This is a genomic window from Paenibacillus jilunlii (assembly GCF_900102965.1).
Classification (GTDB): Bacteria; Bacillota; Bacilli; order Paenibacillales; family Paenibacillaceae; genus Paenibacillus_AQ; species Paenibacillus_AQ jilunlii.
Genome location: NZ_FNGM01000005.1, coordinates 113,601 through 136,253 on the forward strand (window position 1 = coordinate 113,601; position 22,653 = coordinate 136,253).

Sequence of the window (22,653 nt, forward strand, 5' to 3'; positions counted from 1 at the left end):
CCACTACTCCAGAAACTGCCATGATTCCAGCTTGAACAATCCGGTACCGGTTGTACCCGTAAACACCAGATACAGGTTGTGAACCCCCTCTGCACCGCTAACCTCCGTCATTAACTCCAGCCGTTTCTCCGGCCCATTCGCAGCAGGAACGGACAGCTCGCCAACCCATACGCCTGCCGGGTCATCCAGATGCAGTCCGATCGTACCGCCGCCTTCAAGGCTTATGACCGAAGCACTGAATGCTCCTGCCCCTGTGCTTCCGAAGTCGACCCCGGATAACCCGATCCAGTCGCCATTGTGAATATCCGTTACAAGCCATTCTCCCACAGATGCCCCATATTCCGTCTTGACGCCCGCACTCCACCCCATGGTTGCAGCCTGTACGCGGTGATACGGGTTGAAGCATCCGATCTGCTGCACACCCTTGTAATCGGCTTCAATATTCTGAATAGAGCCATCCTCATTATGGGAGAGGCGGCCCAGATGCGTCGAACGGTAGCCGTTTGCAATCCCCTCTGCTTTGGATAAGGTCTGTGCATGATAAGCGATATACCATTCGTCATGAAATTGAAAAATCGCATGATGATTATTGCCTGACACTCCGAAAAAATGTCCCGGATTCTTCAAAATCGTCTGATGATATGTCCAGGGGCCCATCGGTTTGCTGCTCGTCATATACGCAATCTCTCCCGCAGGAGGACTGCCCTCCGGACGTTCCCCGTCATAGAAATTAGAACAGTACGTATAATAGTAGACGCCTTTCTGCTTATGTATACCGGCATCCTCAAACATAAATGGTGCTGGAATAACCTCAGCAGTACCCTCTACGCTGATCATGTCATCCCCAAGCTTCATGACCCGTGCTGTGCCAGGCTCCGCGAACTGTCCTTCCGGTACACCGCCACCGAAATAGATGTAGCCCTTGCCGTCATCATCCACCAGAACCGCCGGATCGAACAGCCAGGTTACGTCCTTGACTCCCGGAGTGGAACGCAGAATCAGGGCCTCACCGATAGGGTCAATCCACGGTCCCACCGGACTGTCCCCCGACAGAACGCCAATGCCGCTGGCATTATTGGCGAAGTACAGGAAGAACTTATCCTTGCCGCCGATCACCTTATGGACCGCTGCAGGCGCCCAGGACTGGGTAGCCCACTTGGCCGCCCCTTCCTGCCCTGCCACCGCAATCTCGCCATGATCCGTCCAGTTGACCAAATCGCTGGAGGAAATGACCGCAATCTTATTGATACTGCTGTAGGTGTTCTCTTTGACCACACCGTTTCCGTCATACTCCAGCGCGTCATTGGTCATGTACAGATAGACCCTGTCCCCGAACACCAGGGCATACGGATCGGCCCCATATCTATGCGCGACCAGCGGATTGCCGTTAGGCGGAACCTTTCCAATTGCTTGCTTCAACGGACTTGTCATTGTATTTCCTCCACTTTTCTTAAGTTTGCCGAACTTCATGACGTGTTACCATTTCGAAGCCGCCAGATCGGCAAGGCGTCCAAACGATGCTTTGGGCTGCCGGTGTTCGTCGAACAGGAACGGCCAATTTTTACGTCCGCGGACCGGGAAACCGTCCAGCCACGTATAGTCGTCAGCTACACCCCAGAAGGTAACGGAATCAATGGCCTTTCGATATTCCAGGAGCAGGGCAAAAATCTCTGCATAACGCTCCTCCTGCAGCTTCAGCATCTCGTCTGTTGGCGCTTTCAAATCCGTCCGCTTGTCTTCGAACCGGAACATCGAGAGGTCCAGCTCGGTAATGTGGATTCTAACGCCAAGCGAAGTATACAACTCAAGCGCACTGCGGATTTCGCCGATTGAAGGACCATAAATATTCCAGTGCGCCTGCATGCCTATCCCGTGTATCGGTGTTTTTTGATCAAGCAGGCTGCGGACCAGCCTGTAGATTTTGTCGCGTTTGACAGGATCGGTCTCATTATAGTCGTTGTAGAACAGTAAGGCGTCCGGGTCGGCCTGATGGGCCATTTCAAAAGCCTCCCGGAGATAATCCTCTCCGAGGATTTCCAGCCATTTCGTATCCCGCAGGTATTGATCGGATTTATCCTCAATGGCTTCATTGACCACATCCCAGGCATAGGCCTTCCCCCGGTATCGTCCCACAACCGTATGGATATGGGTTTGCAGGCGGCTGAGCAGCTCTTTTCTGGTGCACGGCCCGCCCGCCGAATTGCGGAACATCCAATCGCCTGTCTGGTTATGCCAGAGAAGCGTATGGCCCCGGACTCCAATGTGATTGGCCTCCGCGAACTCAAAGATACGGTCGGCGGCAGCAAAGGTATAGACTCCTTCTTGCGGCTGGACTTCCTCCGGCTTCATTGCATTTTCGGCTGTAATGCTGTTGAAATGCTTGGCAATGAAGGGAGCTTGGGCGGATAAAATATCAGTGCTGACCGCAGCGCCAATTTTGAAGGCGTCCCGGAACAATGCATGCAATGCGGGTAATCCGCTGCTTGCCTGTGTCATCATCTATAACCTCCTAATTACAATGTTGTTCAGGCATTTAAGTCAATGATATCGCTTTTGTATGCGTTTACCATTACCAAATTAAAGAAACCTGCCCCTCATTCTTCAGAATGAGCCTGGTTGCGGTAAGCGACCGGTTTCAGCGCGGTCCGCTTCTCAAACTCTCTTAAAAAATGATGATAATGCACATAACCCACACTCTCCGCAATGCTCCGGACGGTTTCGTTTGTTCCGAGCAGCCGCTTTTTGGCATGTTCGATGCGCAAATTATGAATATATTCGAGAATGCTGATTCCATTCTTCTTGATAAAAGCCTGCCCAAGATATACCGGATTGAGATAAAAATGCTCCGCAATCTCTTTTACGGTCAACGGCCTGAAATAATTGTCCTTCAAAAAACACTCTACCCGTATAAGCGGATGCTCGGAGCCGCGTTCCTTAAACTGCCTGATATATTCCATACATGAATACAACAAAACCTCAAGGGTGTCTTCCAGCGCTGCAAGCGACTTCGGCTTTGTTTTAAAAAATTCAAAAGAGTCGCTCCACTGCTCAGCCGTCCCTCCGAATTCCTGCACCAGCTCTATGCTTTTCAGCATGATATCAATGCTCGTCATCTGTACAACTTCGGGCGCAGTCCTATTCCGTTCGAACAACCTGAACATCTCACTCAATTTATCCGAAGCTTTCTGCTCTTGCAATCTCTCCACTGCGCTCATCAGTTCCTCGGTCAGCTCTGCGGAAGGAAGAGAATAGTTAAGCTCGCTCCGGGCATCCGTGGAGGTGTCAATGGGCCCGCCCGCCTCCGAATAGAAATAGTGGCGGGCGGCAGCCCCTGCCGCCACCATATAGGAGACAGGCAGCTCCCGGAGAGACTGCACACTCGGCCCGATGCTCACAGTCCCCTTCACACCGTTCCTTGACAATGACAACCCGGCATATATCCGCCTAGCCAGCTCCGCCGCCCGTGCTGAGCTTTCCACGACAAGCCCCGCCTGATCGCCGGGCAAATCAATGAACAAGGCGCCCTCCGGGCCAGCCAATTCCCGGCAGATTTCTGTGATATTGCTTTTGAGGCCATCCACATGGATATAAGTCCATCCCGAAACCGTCTCGTCCAGACGGTCCATTTGTTCGGCAATCTCCTCTTCAGGCTCCACCCACTGCCCTTCAAGCATACGGGCGATCGCAACGGGAAGAAGCCGGTTCGCCAGCATGTTCTGCTGCATCTTCTGCTTAACGCGCATGTCCAGCTCGTTCGAAATGGCCGCAAGCGCCTTCTCCCATTCCGCTTCAACGACTGGCTTCAGCAAATAATGTCTCACACCATAACGGAGTGCTGTCCGTGCGTATTCAAACTCGCCGTAACCGCTGAGGACGATGAAGATGGGCTGCTCCATCTCCAACTGGCGTACACGCCGGATCAGCTCCAATCCATCGATGCCGGGCATGCGGATATCTGTAATCACAAGGTCCGGCGAGCACTCGGCAACCGCGGTCAGCGCTTCTTCCCCGTTCTCGCAGGCTCCGCAGATTTCGAAGCCCAGCTCCTCCCAATCGGTCAACGTTCTTAATCCCTCTAATGCAATCGTTTCATCATCAGCCAAAACCACTTTATACATGGGATACCTCCACTCTTGGAGCCATAGCCAAGTCTATGGGGATGTGAATGGTAATAGCCGTCCGTTCATACTCGGTGCTTTCAATGGTGAATCCGGCTCTGCCGTCGTAATACATCATCAGGCGCTTATAGACATTCCGGAGCCCGATATTTTTACCGGAGTCTTGCTCCGCCTGCAGGTGGGACTCGATCCAATCCAGCTTCTCTTTCTCGATTCCCTTTCCGTTGTCAGTCACAACAATCATCAAACCTGCATCGTTCATGGAAGCAGACACGTGAATCTTCCTTGCACCTTTGACTGATTGCAGGCCATGCTTGCAGGAATTCTCCACCAGTGCCTGGACGCTCATTTTGGGAATGCGGCAGTTCAGCACGGCGGGGTCAATATCAATGTCGTAGGTGAACCGGCTCTGAAAGCGGAATTTTTCAATCTGCAGATACATTTCAATAAAAGATATTTCTTCCTCGACGGTAATCAGATCGTCCTTCCAGCTTAGCAGCCTGCGCAGAATAAGGGCCAGATTCCGGATCACATCGGTGACCTCTTCATACTTGTATTTTTTGCAAATGACCAATATGGCGTTCAGCGTATTAAAGAGGAAATGCGGGTCCACCTGACTCTCCAGATAGTTCAATTCGGCTCTTACCCGCTCAAGCTCAAGGTCCTTTTTCTGAATTTCCAGCTTATATACATCATTGATCAAATTGCGGATTTTCTCCGTCATCAGATTGAAGCTGCGGATCAGGCCGCCGATCTCGTCCTTCCCTTCATACATATCAATGTTCTCAAAATGCTCGTATTTGACAAGCTTCATATGTTTGTAGAGCAGCCTTACCCTCAAATTATAGGATTGTAAAATAAAGATCATTAACAGGGTAGGGATAATGATCGTCAGCACAGCAAAAATCAGCGAAACCCGGAGCGCGCGGCTCATCTCATGATTGATCTCCCGGCCTTCCGGAGTTCCGGTCAGTTTCCAGCCTTTCGTATATCCTGCACTGCCCAAAGTACGGACAATCTGCTTGGACGACTGGCTGTCCGTGTCAACGTTTAACAGGACATTTTTATCCAGCGAGTAAAAGGAATGATCCGATTCCAGCACGACGCGGTTCTGCTCATCCAGGAGCTTGAACCGCAAATAGTCGCGCTCCTTCTGGAACAGCTCCTGCACATTGTTCAACCGCAGATCGATGCGCAGATACTTGCTGTAGGGCTGTCCCGTAAAGCTATCCAATTTGCGGATAAGGCTGACAAACACTTCCTGCTGAGGCGGATTCAGCGGGTTGGTCCCCTGATAAGAGGTTAACAGTACCTTGTCCTCGCTACCGGAAATTTTACGGTACCATTCACTTTCCTTGTCGCTGTCGGACAACACAAAGTAACTGTTGCCATTCTGGATGGTCGGATTCGTAGTATACACGCCCATCCAATAAATATAGGAATGCAGATTGCTGTATTGCCGCAGCTTATCCCTCAGAACATTGTCATAGACTTCATAATAAGCCTCGTTATCCGGATAAGCATAATCCATGATTTCATTAAAAGCACGGTCTGCGGCAACCGTATTGCTTATCGCCACACATTCATTCACGATTTGCATGAAATCATAAACCACCCGGTCTACAGAGATCTCAAGATTCCCTCTTTCACGGGCATCCACATTACGGCTGATCTGAACATAAAAGAGGGCGTTAATGCTGAGTATGGGGACAAGAACGCACAGCAAATAGATAAACAGAAATTTGTATTTGAGCGGAATATCATTGACGATGGCAGATGGTTTCCGTTTACCCTTCATGCCGCTCCCCTCCTCCCCTGTGAAATTAACCCTTTTTGTATACCGAAGGCGAGACGCCATTCAGCGCTTTGAACTTGGCAGCGAACAAATCCGCGTCGGAATAACCGACGCGCCCCGAGATATCCGAAATGCTCATATCCGTCCGGCGCAGCAGCTTCTTGGCTTCTTCAATGCGGTATTCATGGAGAAATTCGTTAAAAGAACTGCCACAGTGTTTCTTAATTCGTTGTCCCAGATAGGCGGAATTCACATGTAACACCTTCGCAATGTCCTGCAGCTTCAGCTTCTCCTGATAATGCGCCCGGACATAGTCCATTGCGGCCGATACGATCTCGTCCTCCCGATTGTTGTCAGCTGCGGCAAACCATTCCGCAGCTTCATGCAGCTCTTCCTCCGTCTGCTGCTGAAGCAGCGGCAGGCAGCAAGCGGTGACCCGTGGCGGAAACCACTTCTTCGCCCATATTGCCGGGTCCCCGCCTCTGGCACCGATTTCGCGGAGAAGCTCAGCTTTGATATTGGCCAGAAAGGCGTCGACCCATGCATTTGAAGCAACATCCGCCGAGAAAATTCTAAATACATCGCTCAATTGGGAGCTTAACCGGTCACACTCCCCTCCGGTAACGGATTGCAGCAGCGATTTCCTCAGTCCTGCCGGAAGCAGCGCCATTTGATCCTTGTCCTGCTTCCGAAAGAAACCAATATCGCGGCTGCCCGAATCCGGCCTGCATAATCCAGCCGCCAGCGCTTCATGATAGGCAGTATTCAGAAACTCCGCCCCGTGATGCTCAAGGCTTGCCGAGAAAAGAACAGGACCGCTGTACTCAGTCCGCACCTCATGGACCCAGCTTGCCAGCATTTCCGGGTCAAGCACCGGGCCTTCCTGCGGGGAAACCAGCAGATAGCCATGCTTATGGCTTCCGGCCGTAAAAGGATAAGCGGTGATATTGCGGAACTGCTCCTTGGCGTTCATGGCACAGCCTTGGCTTCTCAGCTGCATGCTGTCAAGCGAAGCCCCCCGGACCAATACACAGCAGATCCGGGAATCGGGGCGGATATTAAGCGCCTTCAACCCCGCTTCCAATTCTTCTTCCGGGGGGTTCTCCCGCATCAGAAGACGGGATACGGTTTCCACCTGCATGAAGGCGGAAACCGCTTCGCGCCGTGAAGCCAGCTTGCGCTCAGCGTGTATTTGCCGGGCTGCGGCCTGCAGTGCCTCGGTCAGTTCTTTTTCATCCAGGGGTTTGGTCAAGTAGTTGGACACACCATACTTAAGTGCCTTCTTGGCATACTCAAAGTCAGCATATCCGCTAAAGATGATGAACTTAGGCTGGAAATCGCTTTCAGAAAATTTCTCAATGAGTTCAAGGCCGTCGATCACAGGCATGCGTACATCGGTTATGACCACATCAGGCCGGGTGTTATGAATAAGCTGCAGCGCATCTTCGCCATCCAGGGCCTCGCCGCACACTTCGAAGTCCAGTTCCTCCCAGTCCACCAGGAACCGCAGCCCTTCCAGCATCAGCGGCTCATCATCGGCAAACACTACCTTTAGCATTGTATCACCAACTTATATCTGAATTTTGATTCCGGCAAGCTTGACAGTTGTTGAACAGGAGAAACCGCTTCGGTCACTGCCGAAACGGTTGTTCTTCACCTATGACCCTTTTAAATAGATAAGTTCAGTTATTCTTTAACACTTCCCAGGTTCAATCCTACCACGAAATATTTCTGCAAGAAAGGGTAGACGAACAAGATTGGCACTGCGGTAACGATGGTGATGGCTGCACGGATGGAAGCCGGTGTAACCAATGCCTGCGTCTGATTGTGCTGATTGCCTGCCAGCAAGGAAGGATCGTTGTTCGTGCTCATGGTGGACCCGAGCAGCTTCATCATTTCATATTGCAGTGTACTCAGCTTGATATCCGAGGATGCGTACAGGAACGTGTCAAACCAGGCGTTCCATGAGCCTACAGCGATGAACAAGGCTACAGTTGCCAGGACGGGAGTACACAACGGGAAAATGATTTTCCAGAAGATTCTGAAATCCCCCGCCCCGTCGATCTTCGCCGACTCCGTGAGACTCCCTGGAAGGCCGCGGATATACGTCCGCATGATAATCAGGTTGAACGCGCTGACCAGGCTTGGCAGGATATAGACCCAAAAGCTATGGAGCAAGCCCAGCTCTTTAATAAGGAAGTAGTTCGGAATCAGGCCGGCATTGAAATACATGGTCAGGATGAACAGCATGCTGATTTTTTTACGGAGAATGTATTGCGGCTGCGCCAGTGTATACGCCAGCATGGTGGTCAGAAAAACGCCGAATACCGTCGAGAGCACCGTACGGGACACGGAGATAAAAGCGGCATGGTAGATCGTCCCTGAAATAAAGACGGCTTTATAGTTCTCCAAGGTCCAGGCACGGGGCCAGAAATAAATTCCGCCGGCAAGAGTGTCACTGCCGTCATTTAAAGAAACAGCCAGCGTGTGGAGGAATGGATATAGCGTGATGGCCACCACAAAGAGCATAAATATCGTGTTGATCGTATGAAACACAACCGGCTCAATGCGGCTTGAACTTTTCGTCACAGCTTTCATATGGGCTTCCTCCTCTATACTAACCGCTCTTCGCCGAGGCGTTTTGCGATATAATTTGCGATGAATACAAGAATGACACTGACGATGGTTTTGAAGATCCCTGCCGCCGTAGCCAGAGAATAATTCCCCATAGAGATCCCATATTTCAGTACAAAGATATCAATGGTTTGCGACCAGTCTACAGTAAGCCCGTTGCCAAGCAAATATTGAAGCTCGAAGCCGGCATCCAGAATATGTCCGATGTTCATAATCAGCAAAATAACGAATGTGGCTTTAATCCCCGGAAGAGTGACATAGCGCATCTTCTGAAAACGCTTGGCACCATCCATGGACGCTGCCTCATACAGAGAAGGATCGATCGAGGTAATGGCCGCCAGATAAATAATGGTGCCCCAGCCCACCTCTTTCCACACGTTCGAAGCCCCGACAATGCCCCAGAAATATTTCCCTTCACTGAGCCACATAATCGGTTCCTTAATCAAGTGCAGCTTCATCAAGATTATATTGACAATCCCGTCGTCAACCGACAGCGAAGTGGCAACGATGCCCGCTGCGATAACCCAGGACAAGAAATGCGGCAAATACGATATCGACTGAACAATACGCTTGAAAAACTTGACTTTGATCTCATTCAGCAGCAAAGCCAGGCCGATTGCCGTAACAGTACCAAGCACAAGGTTAATAAAGCTCATGGCGACCGTGTTGCGCAGCACCATCATAAAGGTCTCATCCGAAAATAGAAATTTGAACTGCTGCAGGCCTACCCATTCCTGCTTGCCGAAGGATAGCGCCGGACGGTAGTTCTGAAAGGCCATCAGCCAGCCCCAAATGGGCGCATAGTTAAAGATAAGCAGATAAATGGCAATCGGCACTGACATGAAAATAAGCTGCTTCTGCATTTTTAGCGTTTTCCAGCTAAGGCTCACACCGATTTCCGGATCGACTCTGCGTTTTCGGGTCTTCTGTGTTTTGACCTGTTTGTCCAGTACGGTATCAGACATGTAGTGTTTCCCTCCTGTAAGATCATCTCTCCACACTATCCGGATTAATGAAGAGCGGGAAATCGTATTTCCCGCTCTGTTCCCGGCTTTGAATTACACTACTTCACGCTCCAGTTTTTGATGCGCTGCTGGATTCCTTCATTAATCCGGTCTTCATATGCCTTGATATCCAGCTTATGGATCTGGTTGACATAATCCGTCCAGACACTTTCAAATTCATCCGGACTGGCCATAATGGCCTTCGGCAAATATTTGACTTGAAGGTCATTAAGCTTGGACTGTGCCAGCTGGGCAGGCGAACCATCCTTAAGAACGATGGAGTAGGCAGGGAAGTAGATATTATTTTCTTTGGGTTCCTTGAAGAATTCAGACCATGATTTCTTGTTATACGCCTTCAGGATCTTCTGATCGTAAGGCTTCAGACTGTCGAAGAATTCCTGCGGCTGAGTTCCGGGATCTGCTGCATTCCCGTCGCTGTAGGTACCTTGAATCTTAGGCATATATCCATGCATGGTTGTGATTTTGTTAGCCACCTGCCAGCTGGTTTTATCTGCGTTCGCCCGTTGTTCCGGCGTCCGGTAGAATGTGCCGTCTTCCTTCACTTCATAATCTTCGCCTTTGATTCCCCATTGGATCGTTTTCTGCCATTCTTCTGTGATCATCTGATCCCAGAATTTGATAATCCGGACAGGGTCCTTGGCGTTGATGGAGATCCCGAAGCCGCGGTTGGTGCCGACCGCTCCGCGGTCGCGATACCATTCCTCAGCGCCCGGATAGAGCAGAGGGAAGCCGATATACGTATTTTCAATTTTGCCCTGGGAGATCAAAGAGGTTTCCCCATCCTGGAAGTTCCAGTGCTGGTCAAACATGCCGATGACCTTGCCGCTGGCGATTTTGGCCAAGTACTGGTCGTAGTTCTGCACGAAGGCTTCTTTATCCATCAAACCTTGAGCGTTAATTTCATTAAGCTTCTTGTAATAGGTCTTGGAAATGTCCTTATCGGCAAAAATCTGCGCTTTGTTGTTGTCTACAATAACGGCCCCGTCATTCGGATGTCCCGACAAGTGTTCAGGAGCGTTCTGAAGCGGGAATACCCGCCAGTCGAAGTTGAGCGATTCAAATCCAATCATATCCGGGTGCTTTTCTTTATATTTGGCAATGATATCGAAATACTCATCCAGGGTCTTCGGTGACGGATAGCCCATTTCCTCAAGTACGGCCTTTTGAAGCCAGAAGCCTGGTCCCTGGTAAGTCGGTTCAGTAATTTTACCTTGATATACACCATAGCTTGGCAGCACGTAGATGTGGCCGTCGCTCTCATCTTTAATCTGATTCCAGACCGCGGCATAATGCTTCTTCAGGTTGGGAGCATACTTCTCGATCAGATCCTCAAGCGGAATGTAAGCCTTGGCATTGATTAATTTGTCATCGCCCGACATAATGTCCGGGTAGTCGCCTCCGGCAATCATTACCCCCAGCTTCTGCTGCAGGTCGCCCACCAGAAACTCCATATTGAAGCTGACGCCGGTTTTGTCTTTCATCAGTTTGAGAATCTTGTTGTCGGCCGTAGGCTGCTGCCCGGGACCGCTCATAAATACCGAGAATGTTACCGGAGCATTGTCGTCTCCGTTCGCCGCTGGACTAGCGGTTCCCCCATTAGCAGTGTTGCTGTTCGTGTTGTTCGAGCTGCAGCCTGCCAGTGCCAGTGTAAGTGCGAATGCACCGGCTGCCAGTGCCCGGGCCGAACGTTTTGCCGTTTTATGCATGGTTATGCCTCCCCTTTTTGACTAGTGCTTGTGTTACTGTCAATTACCTGGTGACAACTATAATTATACCTTTCAAGAATGCGCTTCCAATTCATAAAATATAGTTCTTCCCCCCCAAAAATACGATACAATGAAAACGTTTGCTGTTCATGTACTCCGTAGACTTGTTTCTATACAAGGCTTGTCTACACCAGACTACAGAAATGGATTGCCCGGGGCGAAGCCCCTGTCCCGGCAGAATAGGGCTGGCGTTAATACGCCAACCCCAGCCAGCACTATTCTATTATACAGACAACCCGGCTGCTCCGTCCTTCGCTGGACAGGGGCGCCGGGTTGGATATGGACAAGATGGCCGCGCCTTCGCTGGACAGGGCAGGCGGGTTGGATATACAAGATGGCTGAGCCTTCGCTGGACAGGGCGCCGGGTTGGATATACAAGACGGCGACGCCTTCGCTGGGCAGGGGCACCGGGTTGGATACTCAAGACGGCTGCGCCATCCTTCATTGGACGGTGCAACCGTCTTGGATTTCAGTCTGGCGTCACCTGGAGCACAACTCCCCATAATCCTAAGGCAACTCCAAGTGGAAAAAGTATAACTAATTTGCTCGCGCACCCTATCTCCACAGAGCTAGGTGGAAAAAGGTACACTAATTTAGCTCATTTCGATCCTACTGAGGGAATATGGCCCAATTAAGTTTCCTTTTTCCACTTAAATCTCATAATTCTTGATTTTGGGGAGAAATAAGCTCCCTTTTTCCAACTAACGCTTGCGAAGAAGCCGGTTTGCAGGCGCTCGTTGGAATAAGGAGCTATAGACCGGCAGATCCCCCAGCTTTATATCTTCCAAAATACAAGCCAATGGGCAAGCGGCGCTTCAACAACGGCATTTCTACCGTTGTTTCCGGGCAAAACCGCCAGCGGCGCTTCAACAACGGCATTTCTACCGTTGTTTCCGGGCAAAACCGCCGGCGGCGCTTCAACAACGGCATTTCTGCCTTTGTTTCCGGGCAAAACCGCCGACGGCGCTTTTAACAACGGCATTTCTGCCTTTGTTTCCGGGCAAGACCGCCGGTGGCGCTTAAACAACGGCACTTTTGCCGTTGTTTACGGGCCAATCGGCCTTCGCCACTCTCGCCCGCATCGCGTGGGTAGAACATCGGTTGTTGACTATGCGATTTCATCATGTGCGTGTGAGTGCCTCTGCGGCACGATCAGCTCCCTTCACGATCGATCCGGGGCTGATGCAGACAGGAAATCCGTTATTTGACAGGGGTTTGTCCATTCAGCCGGGCATCCGGACTGAATTCTAGTTCCAGAGTTTCCGTTATTTGTCCTTTTCCCCCTTATTCCAGGCTCAATCGAACAATATAACGTCGCCTGAGTCCTTATCCGCTCGAAAGTCGGACTTTTTCACAAAATAAGAGCTTCTCTGTCCGCTTCTTTATCCCCTTCTCTGCCCCCTTCTCTATCCGCTTCACTCCGCAAATAGATCCCAATCCTGCTCCCCCGCCTATATCATCTCAGGCTGCCAAGTTATATTACATAACTTCCTAAACGATGACAGCACAGGCTTCTTCCTATTAACACTTACCGGATGAACGTATAAGAGCTTCCGGCTTCCCCGGTGAACACAACGGGATCAAGACCGGGACCTTCCAGCCGGCAAGGACCGGATACCGTGCAAGTCACAACTGCTTCCATAACCAGCCCCTCCGCCCAGGTAAAATCGAGGGTATACCCGCCTCTCGCCCGCAGGCCCTTGACGCTGCCCTCACTCCAGCTTGTCGGCAGCGCAGGCAGCAGCTTGAGTCCCCCGGCGTGGCTCTGGAGCAGCATCTCGGCAATCCCCGCCGTTCCTCCAAAATTCCCGTCAATCTGGAACGGAGGATGGTTGTCGAACAGGTTGGGCAGCGTAGAATGATCCAGCAGAGCGCGGACATTCGCATAGGCCTTGCCCCCATCCATCAATCTGGCCCAAAAGTTAATGATCCAGGCCCGGCTCCAGCCGGTGTGGCCGCCGCCGCCGGCCAGCCTGCGTTCCAGCGTCGTCCGGGCGGCTTTGGCCAGTTCCGGCGTATGCTCCACGGTGAAGGCATCGCCGGGGTACAGCGCAAACAGATGGGAGATGTGGCGGTGCCCCGGCTCCGCCTCTTCATAATCCTCCATCCATTCCTGAATCTGCCCGTATTTTCCGATTTGCGCTTTGGGCAGCCGGGCCAGTGCGGCGGCGAGTTCTTCGCGGAACGCCTCGTCCCTGCCGATGATCTCCGCACTGCGGATGCAGGCCCCAAACAGCGCTTCAATGATCTGAAAATCCATCGAAGCCCCGGCGCAGAGCACCCCCGACTCGCCGCCCGGCAGCTTATAGGTGTTCTCAGGGGAGACGGACGGGCAGGTAATCAGCCGGCCTTCGGCGTCTTCCACCAGATAATCAAGCAGGAATCTGGCCGCCTCCTTCATCGTCTCATACGCCTGCTCCAGAAAATAACGGTCCTGGCTGAACCGGTAATGCTCCCATAGATGCAGGCACAGCCAGGCAGCGCCCAGCGGCCAGAAGGACGCCGGCAGGTAGGTATCCTGCGGAGCCGTATCTGCCCAGATATCCGTATTGTGATGCGCCGTAAATCCTCCGCAGCCATACATGACCCTGGCCGTGACCCGCCCCGGCTCCCGCATCCGTTCGATCAAATCGAACAGCGGCTCATGGCATTCGGCCAGATTGCAGATTTCGGCAGGCCAGTAGTTCATTTGCGCATTGATATTGATCGTGAATTTGCTGTCCCAGGCCGGGCTGAAGCTGTCATTCCAAATGCCCTGCAGATTCGCGGGCAAGGAGCCCGGGCGGCTGGAAGAGATAAGCAAATAGCGGCCGTACTGGAAATAGGTCGCGATCAGGCCATTGTCCTCCTCTCCCTTCTGAAACCGCTTCAGCCGCTCGTCCGTCGGCAGCTCGTTCAGATGCGGGTTCTCCGGCAGCGTAAGCGTAACCCGCCCATATAGTCCGCGGTAATCTGCGGTATGCCGGGCCAGCAGCTCTTCGTAGGGAACCCGGCTCAGCTCTTCCAGCTGTCTTTTGGCGTAAAGCCCGGGATCGGGATGGCGGAATGTCGTTCCGGCAGCAAGCAGCAGCGTAACTGAGCTTGCCCCATCCACAAGCAAATACTCGCCGACGGTCCGGCAGAGGCCGTCTTCTGCAACTGCCTTCAAGACAGCGGCAAAGGAGCTGCCCCCATGGCCGCCGCAATCACCGCTCATAGCCAGTCCGCTGTTCTGCCATTTCTCCGTCTTCTCCAGGTATCTCCAGTTGTGGCGGTTAAACCGCGCTTTAAGAGAAATTCCGTTCTTATGGTCGGAGGAAAACCGGAGGACCATAACCTGATCCGGGCAGCTCGCAAACAGCTCGCGGGTATACCGGACCCCGCCAGTCACATAGCTGATCCGGGAAACGCCGCGCTCCAAATCAAGCTCTCTCCTGTAGTCCACGGCAGGCTGCCCGTGGCCGCCAAACGATAGCAGCAGTTCGCCCAGCGGCAAATAATGCCGCTGCGCTTCGGGCAGTCCCGCCATCGACATGGCAGCCAGCTCCTCAGCCTCCCCCAGCTTTCCCTCCAGAATCAGCCTGCGGATCTCGGGCAAATGCGGCAGCGCGTCTTCGTTGTTGCGGTCACGGGGACCGCCGTACCATACGGAATCCTCATTGAGCTGCAGCTTCTCCTCGGCTATGCCGCCAAAAATCATAGCACCGAGCCGCCCGTTTCCAATGGGCAGAGCCTCGTTCCATTCCCGCGCCGGTTGGCTGTACCACAACTGCTGCTTATGTTCCATGCTTGTCATCATTGATCCGCTCCTTCAATCCGCATAATACGGCCTCGTGATTAGTCCAACTCTACCAGCGCCTTAATCACCTTCGATTCAGGCTTGAGCCAGTTCTCGAACTGTTCGATCATGTCCTCGAACCTGCTACGATGGGTAATGTAATTGCTGACATCGATGTAACCGTCCCTGATGGCTTGAAGCACACGCTCAAAGTCCTCCCGGGTGGCATTTCTGCTGCCCTGCACCGTCATTTCGCGCGCATGAAAATCGGGATCATTGAAGGTAATCATACCTTTCACCAAGCCAACATAGGTCAAAGTTCCTCCATGGCCGACAAGCCCAAAGGCACTTTCCATCGAGGAGATGCTGCCGGTGGAATCGATCACATAGGGCAGGAAGCTGCCTTCTGTAAGCTTGGACAACTGTTCCTTCGGCTCCCGCAGTGCGCTCACCGTATGCTCCGCCTGCGCCCATTTCCTGCAAAAGTCCAGACGTTCATCGTTTACATCCATGGCGGTCACCTTGGCACCGGCATATCTGGCCATCGCCATGACGCCCAGCCCGATCGGGCCTGCACCGATAACCAGGACTTGATCGCCGGCGCCAAGACCCGACCGCCGGACGGCGTGCGCGCCGATCGCCAGCGGCTCCAGCATCGCCGCCTGATCCAGCGTCAGCCCATCTGTTTTTAATAGATTGTGTACAGGCAAGGACACCCGCTCCCGCATTCCGCCGTCCAAATGAACGCCGAATACCCTCATCTGCTGACAGCAGTTGGTTTTGCCGCTCAGGCAGGCCCGGCACTCGCCGCAATGAAGATAGGGAATGACACTGACCTGGTCACCGACCCGCAGCCCTTCCGGGTTGTCGCCGATGTGCTCAATCGTTCCGGACAGCTCATGCCCAAGCACGCGCGGGTAGGTGAAATAAGGCTGGTTGCCCCGGAACGCATGGAGATCGGTACCGCAAATGCCGATCCGGCGAATCCTGACAATCGCTTCGCCGGCCTGTGGCTGCGGCTCCGGCAGATCCTCCCTGTACACGAATTTCCCGATTTCCCCGCAGATAATTCCTTTCATTATTATATTCGCTCCCCGTTCTGATTTCGCTCTTCGTTCCACTCCGCCCGGCCGCTCGGCCATGTTGCACCGTCGACCGGCTTCAGAATGTCCAGCACTTCCTCCAGCAATTGTTCGTTCATCGGCTCTTCTGTCCACAATATATTGTTGCGGATATTTGCCGGTGTCGCCGTGCTTACCAATGTTGTCGGGATCTGTTCATTCGCTGTGGAGAACTGGACCGCCAGCTTCGCAATATCCTCTCCCTTGTCCCGGCAATATTCGGCGGCGCGCTTGCACGCAGCCTGGATGTCCCCGCCCGCCGGATGCCAGTCAGGCACCTTGCGGCTGCTCAGCAGGCCCATGGAAATGGGCGACGCATTCATCAGTCCGGTTCCCTGCCGCTCCAGCAGCGGAAGGAGGCGAAGCAGCGTCGTATCGTTCAGGGAATAATGGCAATACGACAGGACAACATCCAGAGTCGTACGGGATAATACCGTTTCGAAGATGTTCAAGGGCAGGCCGGTCACCCCGTAGAAACGGATCTTCCCGGATTGCTTCAATTCCTTAAGAGCCGGAATCCCTTCTTCCATCACCTGCCCGATCCGGCCGAATTCGATGTCGTGCAGCAGCAAAATATCCAGATAGTCTGTTCCCAGCCGGGTCATGCTTTCTTCCGCGCTGCGGATGACCCTTTCCTTGGAGAAATCAAATTCATCCTGGCCGTAACGTCCCGCCTTCGTGCTTAGAATATACCGGTCCCGCGGAACCGTCCGCAGTGCCTCTCCCAGCACCATCTCTGCCTTCGTCAACCCGTAATACGGGGATACATCAATCAGATTAATTCCCATGTCGATGGCGGTATGGACCGTACGGATTCCCTCTTCCTTCGGAACATCCCGGAATACGCTTCCCAGCGAAGACGCCCCGTAACTAAGCACAGAGACGTCCAGGCCCGTATTTCCCAGCTTTCTGTATTTCATCGCGTTGAACCTCCATTGTTATGATAATTTTAACTTGTAGAACCTCGCCGCATTTGCTCCGAAGATGGGCTCCATCTCTTGCGGCGACAGCCGCTCCTGCAGTACTTGCCGCAATGCCTCAACAACCTCATCATAGGTTGCAGCCATGAGGCACACGGGCCAATCGCTGCCGAACATCAGCCTCTCGGGTCCAAACAGGTCCAGCACTCCATGCACGTAAGCAGTGAAATCCTCTTGCTTCCAGCCCTGGGGATCAGCCTCCGTCACCATCCCGGACAACTTGCAGTAAATGCCAGGGTGCTGCGCAATTTCCGCCATATGGCTTCGCCACGGCTCCAAGCTGCCCGAAGCAATCGGCGGCTTCGCCAGATGGTCGATAACCCCCCTGAGTCCGGGAACCCGATCCAGCAATTGAATCAGCTGCGGAAGCTGATCCGCCAGGACAAGCAGGTCAACGGGAAGATCCTTTTCCGCAAAATATGAAAGCGCTTCTACATAAGGGGTTGATAAAAGAATGCCGGGATCGTCCATCTCCTGTATCATCACGCGGATTCCCATGAATTTCGGATGCCCGCAGAACCGCCGGTATTGCGCTTTGTATGACGGGTTCTCAAGGTCCAGCCAACCGACCACCCCGGCTATGAAATCGGCTTGACCGCTTAATCCAAGAATATATTCGGTTTCCTCCACCGTGGGTGCAGCCTGTACCACAATCGTGCGGCTGATCCCGTGTTTCTGCAAATGCGGTTCAAGGTCGGAGGGCAGATAATCCCGGAACAGCACCGGAATTTCAGGTGTAATCCAGCCGTAGTCGTTTCGGTCAATCCTCCAAAAATGCTGATGAGCGTCAATACGCATCATCCCACCTCCATTCCATCTTATTTTAAACATCCGATAAAAGAATAAAAATAGCTTAAACAAACAAATTTATACCTTATTTTGATATGATGACTGTAAGAAACTATAGGTTTAACTAAGGAGGCAGGGCCATGAAACCGATCCGCAAGGTTTTTGACAACGAGCTGCCGTTTTCTCTGCTTTTGGATTACAAGGAAACGAAAAGCCCGCAGCGCGAGCTTCCAGACCATCAGCATCACTGGTATGAGTTCGTATACGTCTACCGGGGAAAAGGGACTTTTTTTATCGATCAGACGTTTTACGAGATGCGCCAGGGCGATGTCATCGTCGTTCCCGGAAACACGGTGCACCGGGGATTTCCCGACAAAGAGGAGCCGGTGACGTCCTCCGCCGTTTTTTTCAGCCCGGATCTTATTCATAACCACGCATTCAGTGAGGCATACGCCTATCTGAAGCTGTTTGACGCAGCCAAGAAGAATAAGCAGTACAAATATTCCCTGCCTCCCGAACACGCCCAAATCGTAGAAAGCGATATCGGGGCCATCCACGTTGAATGGGAGCAGAGACGCCCGGACGGCGGGCAGGCCATGGCGCTGCTGCTCCATCTCGCGCTGCTTCATTTGAACCGGTACTGCTTGCCGCAGGCGGCCGAGCCGGGCGCACCGAACGCCTTGGTCCCGGATTGGTTCCGGGAAGCGCTCGCCTATATCAACGACCATCTGGACCGGCCGCTGGAGCTGGGGGCGCTGGCAAAACGGGCGGCCGTATCCCCGGCCCATTTCAGCCGCGTCTTCAAGCAGCGGTTAGGTATGAACGCGACCGATTATATTTCGACCAAACGGATTTTTGCGGCCAAGGACGGCTTGCTCCAGTCCAACGACAAAATTGAGCACATTGCCATGGCCTGCGGCTTTGAGAGCATGCCCCATTTTTACCGCACGTTTAAAAAATATACGGACATGACTCCCGCTGCTTACCGGAAGGGCAACCGGCCACACTGAGGCATTCATTGTTCTTTACGCCCGCTGCCAACCTGCGCATAAGAGAACGCGCTTCCTTCTGCTGCATGAAGCTCTCTCGTCCAACACATTACTGTGAACCCTGCGGACCCGTGCTAGCTCTTCAAGTCTTTTTCCCTGACAGCTACAGGTTCGCCTTGATAAGACACAATGCACCTTCCGGCAATTCCGGTGATCTCTACTGCAAATTGTCTTTCCGCCGGCATACCGGTGTAGCTCCCGCTGCGCTTCCCGATCGTCAGGGTACGGTCCGCTTCGCTCCACTTCATCTCAATCGTGGTGTACGAACCGTTCTCGTAATTATAGTTATCCCCTTCATCTTCATACAGTGTGTATGAAGCATCCTTGCCGGAATATACCTTCAAGACAATCATGGCTTCCGGCTGTTCATCCGCATATTGAACATCCGGACCAAGCGGAACAATCGATCCGGCACGGACAAAGAGAGGAAGCGTCTCCAAATCAGCTTTGGCTTCAATCGTCAAGCCGCCCTGAGTCCGTTCATCGCTCCAGTAATCGTACCATTCACCGGCCGGAAGGTAGACACTCCGCAGCTTGCCGATCCCCTGAAGCTCCCGCGAGCCGGGGCCATAATACATCGCAGTTGTGACAGGCGCAACCAGGAAGGCCGGTCCGAACATAAACTGATCGTCAATATTATGGACGCGCACATCTTCCCGGTAATCAAAAGCCAGCGCACGAAGCATCGTATATTTGCGATGTGCGACGGCCCCTGCCATAGAATAGATATAAGGCATCAGCTTGTAGCGGAGCTTCAGATACTTCACCAGCGTATCGTACATCAGCTCGCCCTCTTCGCCAAACCGCCACAGCTCTCTTGGCGTATCTGTTCCATGGGAACGGAACATCGGCAAAAAGGCCCCTAGCTGGAACCAGCGGACATACAGCTCACGATATCCGAGATCGGCGACACCTTCGTCGTAATCCCCGTTCCAGAACCATTGCTCCTTGAGATTGCGTACGAAGAAGGCACCGATATCCAGTGTCCAGTAAGGGGAACCTGTGACGCAAAAATTAAGGCCGTCTGCAATCTGCTTCCGCAGCGTCCCCCAATTGGCTGCTATATCTCCCGACCATGTAATCGTGCCGTAGCGGTGCTGCCCGGCAAAAGCGGAACGCGTCAGATTCACAACCCGTTTGACTGTGTCCGCCGCTCGCTGGCCTTCATAGATGCCCTTGGAATGCAGCAGCGAATAGGCATTGATAAGACCCGGATCAAGATAACGCTTGGATTCTGCCGTGTTAATCAGCATGCGCTGCTCCGGTTCCGGCTTCACCGCCCCATTCCAGTCGGCCTCGAACGGCTCGGTGCAGTCGCACCACCAGGCGTCAATTCCATGGGAGAACAGTCCGGTATTGGCCTGCTTCCAGTACAGCTCACGCGCTTCCTCCCGGAAGGCATCATATGTGGCCTGATTGCCGAGCAGGAAGCCGCGCCCGCTCATTTCTTGGTGATTATCACCGCCGGCTGCCATAATCGGCCATATAGATACCATTAGCTTTGCATTCATGGCATGCAGGCTGTGCATCATTTGCGGAGGGTCCGGGAAACGTCCAGGATCAAACGTCTTTTGTCCCCACAAATTGCCCGGCCACGACTGCCAATCCAGAACGATGCAATCGAGGGGAAGCGAACGGTCACGGTACTCCTGCACGGTGGCAATCAGTTCCTCCTGGGAAATGTAACGTTCCTTGGATTGCACATAACCGAAAGACCATTTCGGAAGCATCGGCGCGTCCCCCGTCAGGTGCCGGATTCCGGCTATAATCTGATCGAACTCCGGGCCGTAAATCACATAATAATCCATTTCTTCATCCACATCCGTCCAGAGATAGGAACCGAATGCATCATCATGAAAAGTCATGTACGAACAGGAGTCTATCAAAATCCCGTAGCCGCGCGTAGATACAAGCACCGGGACAACCGCTTTCATATTTTGCTGGTACAAATATTGATGCCGGCCGCGAAGATTCATCATCCCCTCTTCATGTGAGCCAAGTCCATAGAGAGCCTCATCCTCCTGCCATTCGAATTCCAGCTTCGTATGATAGGCTTGCCTGTCAAGCCTGCGGTTGATCCCTTCCGCTCTTGCGCGCAGGCCATCCGCACCCTGACCGGTTTCAACCTTATCCGCCGCAGCATCGAAAACCGTACGGTATACCTCTGTCCGCTCCAGCGTTTTGCCGCCCCTGGACGGTTCCTTTGTCAACAGCTTGCCATTGGCATCCCAATAACTGAAGGCGCAGGTCAACTTGTCCACCTGAATCGTAAGGAGCGCAGTCGAAATTTCCAGATGGCCCGGGTGGTCCGCAACCGTCCATTGAATGCCCCCCGCCTCCGGATGGCTCACCACCACAAGGCTCTCTTTCCTGCTGAGCTCCGAATCCAGGGTATAACGAATTCTGGCAATTCCCGGCGTGCTAAAAGCAATATGCATGATCCCTTCTGTAGTCTCCAGCCTGACGCCACCCGAACCGGAGTGCACATCCTTCAGTTTCACGGCTTATCCCTACCCTTTTTCAAGTTCAGCTTATATAATATAATGATATTATTGTTGGTATCGGGATATCTAACATATATTTCTGCATTATCAACACAATATTACGATTTGTGGGAGGGCATGATGTACGAGCACCGTTACCGGGAGGTCAAGCTGCACGGCCAGCCCGAATTTCCGCTTCATATCTATCAAGTAGAGCATCCGGCCAGCGTTCATTCCATCCTTCCCGTGCATTGGCATAATGAAATGGAAATTATCTATCTTGCCAGAGGGACTGCCGCCTTCACGATCGAAAACCGTGAGTCCGCCATTCAGGCAGGGGAAGCATTGATCGTTCATCCCGGAGAACTCCACTCGGGGATTGGCACTGCCTGTGACGGAACTTGCTATTACTCCATCGTGTTCAAGTTATCCTGGCTGTCTTCGCCGCAATCGGACCGGATTCAGGAATTATTCTTTGAACCCATCCTGCAGGGGACTGCCAGGCTGCCTGCCCTGTTATCGGCTGCAGACGAAGTCCACTCCAAATTGCTTCATTGCGTACGGGAACTGCTGGACCGCTATGAGCGCCAATCCACCGCTTATGAAATGAGCATGAAGGGCCTCCTGCTGCAGTTCATTGCGGATATTTACCAGTACGGGCTGATGGAGAGCAGCAATGTACCGGGAAGCCGACACGGGCGGGAATACAACCGGCAAATCAAGCAAGTGCTGGCATATATGGAGGCGCATTCAAGCGAGAAGCTGGAGCTGGATCAGCTGGCTTCCGTGGTGTCGCTTAGCCGCTCCCATTTCTGTACATTTTTCAAAACCCTGACAGGAATGCGGCCGATGGAATATTTGAACTATATCCGCATCAACAAAGCGGCCAGCCTGCTCCGCAGCGGATCGTACAATGTATTGGAAGCCGCGCTGGAGTCAGGCTATCAGCATGTCAGCTACTTTTCCAAATGGTTCAAATTTTATATGAATATGACGCCTTCAGACTACAAGGCCCGTTATTCTACCGGTCTTTAGCCGTCGGCCCCCTCATGTTCTACATTTAACCTGCGCCATTCCACCAAATGTTACGGACTCAGATGACCCTATTTACCTGTAAAACGAAGAAATGGGCTGCT

16 protein-coding genes are annotated in these 22,653 nt (G+C 52.7%); 3 read left to right on the forward strand and 13 right to left on the reverse strand.

The genetic code is table 11. From position 1 onward, the window contains the following. Positions 1-3 precede the first annotated feature (3 nt). From BLQ82_RS11220 to BLQ82_RS11255, 8 genes are all read right to left on the reverse strand, one after another. A complete protein-coding gene (locus BLQ82_RS11220; protein WP_062527174.1) occupies positions 4-1,431 on the reverse strand; it encodes a glycoside hydrolase family 43 protein in 1,428 nt (475 codons plus the stop codon). Positions 1,432-1,476: 45 nt separating this feature from the next. After that, a complete protein-coding gene (locus BLQ82_RS11225; RefSeq protein WP_341874796.1) occupies positions 1,477-2,499 on the reverse strand; it encodes an endo-1,4-beta-xylanase in 1,023 nt (340 codons plus the stop codon). A 95-nt stretch (positions 2,500-2,594) separates the two neighbouring features. Next, a complete protein-coding gene (locus tag BLQ82_RS11230; RefSeq protein ID WP_062527172.1) occupies positions 2,595-4,118 on the reverse strand; it encodes a response regulator transcription factor in 1,524 nt (507 codons plus the stop codon). Then, positions 4,111-5,916, reverse strand: a complete 1,806-nt coding sequence (locus BLQ82_RS11235; RefSeq protein ID WP_062527170.1) for a sensor histidine kinase — start codon at positions 5,914-5,916, stop codon at positions 4,111-4,113. The genes BLQ82_RS11230 and BLQ82_RS11235 overlap by 8 nt, the downstream gene beginning before the upstream one ends. A gap of 25 nt (positions 5,917-5,941) precedes the next feature. After that, the gene (locus BLQ82_RS11240; RefSeq protein WP_062527167.1) at positions 5,942-7,471 is read right to left on the reverse strand and encodes a response regulator transcription factor; all 1,530 of its coding nucleotides are present in this window, start codon (positions 7,469-7,471) and stop codon (positions 5,942-5,944) included. A 128-nt stretch (positions 7,472-7,599) separates the two neighbouring features. Further along, the gene (locus BLQ82_RS11245) at positions 7,600-8,511 is read right to left on the reverse strand and encodes a carbohydrate ABC transporter permease (RefSeq protein WP_062527166.1); all 912 of its coding nucleotides are present in this window, start codon (positions 8,509-8,511) and stop codon (positions 7,600-7,602) included. Positions 8,512-8,525: 14 nt separating this feature from the next. Beyond that, positions 8,526-9,512: an ABC transporter permease gene (locus tag BLQ82_RS11250; protein ID WP_143013406.1), complete on the reverse strand. Its 987-nt coding sequence runs from the start codon at positions 9,510-9,512 to the stop codon at positions 8,526-8,528. A 98-nt stretch (positions 9,513-9,610) separates the two neighbouring features. Further along, positions 9,611-11,278, reverse strand: coding sequence for a type 2 periplasmic-binding domain-containing protein (locus BLQ82_RS11255; protein WP_062527164.1), 1,668 nt, complete (start codon positions 11,276-11,278; stop codon positions 9,611-9,613). Between the two features lie 859 nt (positions 11,279-12,137). Here BLQ82_RS11255 and BLQ82_RS31930 point away from each other — a divergent pair. Further along, positions 12,138-12,311, forward strand: a complete 174-nt coding sequence (locus BLQ82_RS31930; protein WP_157243855.1) for a hypothetical protein — start codon at positions 12,138-12,140, stop codon at positions 12,309-12,311. Between the two features lie 555 nt (positions 12,312-12,866). Here the strand turns inward: BLQ82_RS31930 and BLQ82_RS11260 are convergent. From BLQ82_RS11260 to BLQ82_RS11275, 4 genes are read right to left on the reverse strand one after another with little or no spacing between them, the layout of a single operon-like run. Next, positions 12,867-15,116, reverse strand: coding sequence for a glycoside hydrolase family 95 protein (locus BLQ82_RS11260; RefSeq protein WP_425281077.1), 2,250 nt, complete (start codon positions 15,114-15,116; stop codon positions 12,867-12,869). Between the two features lie 38 nt (positions 15,117-15,154). Continuing rightward, positions 15,155-16,174 carry a zinc-binding alcohol dehydrogenase family protein gene (locus BLQ82_RS11265; RefSeq protein ID WP_062527162.1) on the reverse strand — a complete coding sequence of 340 codons (1,020 nt, stop codon included), beginning with the start codon at positions 16,172-16,174 and terminating at the stop codon, positions 15,155-15,157. Positions 16,175-16,176: 2 nt separating this feature from the next. After that, a complete protein-coding gene (locus BLQ82_RS11270; RefSeq protein WP_062527160.1) occupies positions 16,177-17,136 on the reverse strand; it encodes an aldo/keto reductase in 960 nt (319 codons plus the stop codon). Positions 17,137-17,154: 18 nt separating this feature from the next. Then, entirely contained in the window at positions 17,155-17,997 is an 843-nt protein-coding gene (locus tag BLQ82_RS11275; protein WP_341874797.1) for an amidohydrolase family protein, read from the reverse strand. Positions 17,998-18,125: 128 nt separating this feature from the next. Here BLQ82_RS11275 and BLQ82_RS11280 point away from each other — a divergent pair, with 128 nt between their 5' ends. Further along, the gene (locus BLQ82_RS11280; protein ID WP_062527156.1) at positions 18,126-18,995 is read left to right on the forward strand and encodes an AraC family transcriptional regulator; all 870 of its coding nucleotides are present in this window, start codon (positions 18,126-18,128) and stop codon (positions 18,993-18,995) included. A 113-nt stretch (positions 18,996-19,108) separates the two neighbouring features. Here BLQ82_RS11280 and BLQ82_RS11285 read toward each other — a convergent pair whose 3' ends face one another. Next, complete coding sequence (locus BLQ82_RS11285; protein ID WP_062527153.1) at positions 19,109-21,535, reverse strand: glycoside hydrolase family 31 protein; 2,427 nt, start codon at positions 21,533-21,535, stop codon at positions 19,109-19,111. A gap of 120 nt (positions 21,536-21,655) precedes the next feature. Here BLQ82_RS11285 and BLQ82_RS11290 point away from each other — a divergent pair, with 120 nt between their 5' ends. Next, complete coding sequence (locus BLQ82_RS11290) at positions 21,656-22,552, forward strand: AraC family transcriptional regulator (protein ID WP_163704260.1); 897 nt, start codon at positions 21,656-21,658, stop codon at positions 22,550-22,552. Positions 22,553-22,653: the final 101 nt, after the last annotated feature.

Coding starts and splice junctions, on each gene's coding strand:
- BLQ82_RS11220 (WP_062527174.1), bottom strand. CDS start 1,431: ATGACAAGTCCGTTGAAGCAAGCAATTGGAAAGGTTCCGCCTAACGGC.
- BLQ82_RS11255 (WP_062527164.1), bottom strand. CDS start 11,278: ATGCATAAAACGGCAAAACGTTCGGCCCGGGCACTGGCAGCCGGTGCA.
- BLQ82_RS11265 (WP_062527162.1), bottom strand. CDS start 16,174: ATGAAAGGAATTATCTGCGGGGAAATCGGGAAATTCGTGTACAGGGAG.
- BLQ82_RS11290 (WP_163704260.1), top strand. CDS start 21,656: ATGATGTACGAGCACCGTTACCGGGAGGTCAAGCTGCACGGCCAGCCC.
- BLQ82_RS31930 (WP_157243855.1), top strand. CDS start 12,138: ATGGGCAAGCGGCGCTTCAACAACGGCATTTCTACCGTTGTTTCCGGG.
- BLQ82_RS11225 (WP_341874796.1), bottom strand. CDS start 2,499: ATGATGACACAGGCAAGCAGCGGATTACCCGCATTGCATGCATTGTTC.
- BLQ82_RS11240 (WP_062527167.1), bottom strand. CDS start 7,471: ATGCTAAAGGTAGTGTTTGCCGATGATGAGCCGCTGATGCTGGAAGGG.
- BLQ82_RS11270 (WP_062527160.1), bottom strand. CDS start 17,136: ATGAAATACAGAAAGCTGGGAAATACGGGCCTGGACGTCTCTGTGCTT.
- BLQ82_RS11245 (WP_062527166.1), bottom strand. CDS start 8,511: ATGAAAGCTGTGACGAAAAGTTCAAGCCGCATTGAGCCGGTTGTGTTT.
- BLQ82_RS11260 (WP_425281077.1), bottom strand. CDS start 15,116: ATGATGACAAGCATGGAACATAAGCAGCAGTTGTGGTACAGCCAACCG.
- BLQ82_RS11280 (WP_062527156.1), top strand. CDS start 18,126: ATGAAACCGATCCGCAAGGTTTTTGACAACGAGCTGCCGTTTTCTCTG.
- BLQ82_RS11235 (WP_062527170.1), bottom strand. CDS start 5,916: ATGAAGGGTAAACGGAAACCATCTGCCATCGTCAATGATATTCCGCTC.
- BLQ82_RS11250 (WP_143013406.1), bottom strand. CDS start 9,512: ATGTCTGATACCGTACTGGACAAACAGGTCAAAACACAGAAGACCCGA.
- BLQ82_RS11230 (WP_062527172.1), bottom strand. CDS start 4,118: ATGTATAAAGTGGTTTTGGCTGATGATGAAACGATTGCATTAGAGGGA.
- BLQ82_RS11275 (WP_341874797.1), bottom strand. CDS start 17,997: ATGATGCGTATTGACGCTCATCAGCATTTTTGGAGGATTGACCGAAAC.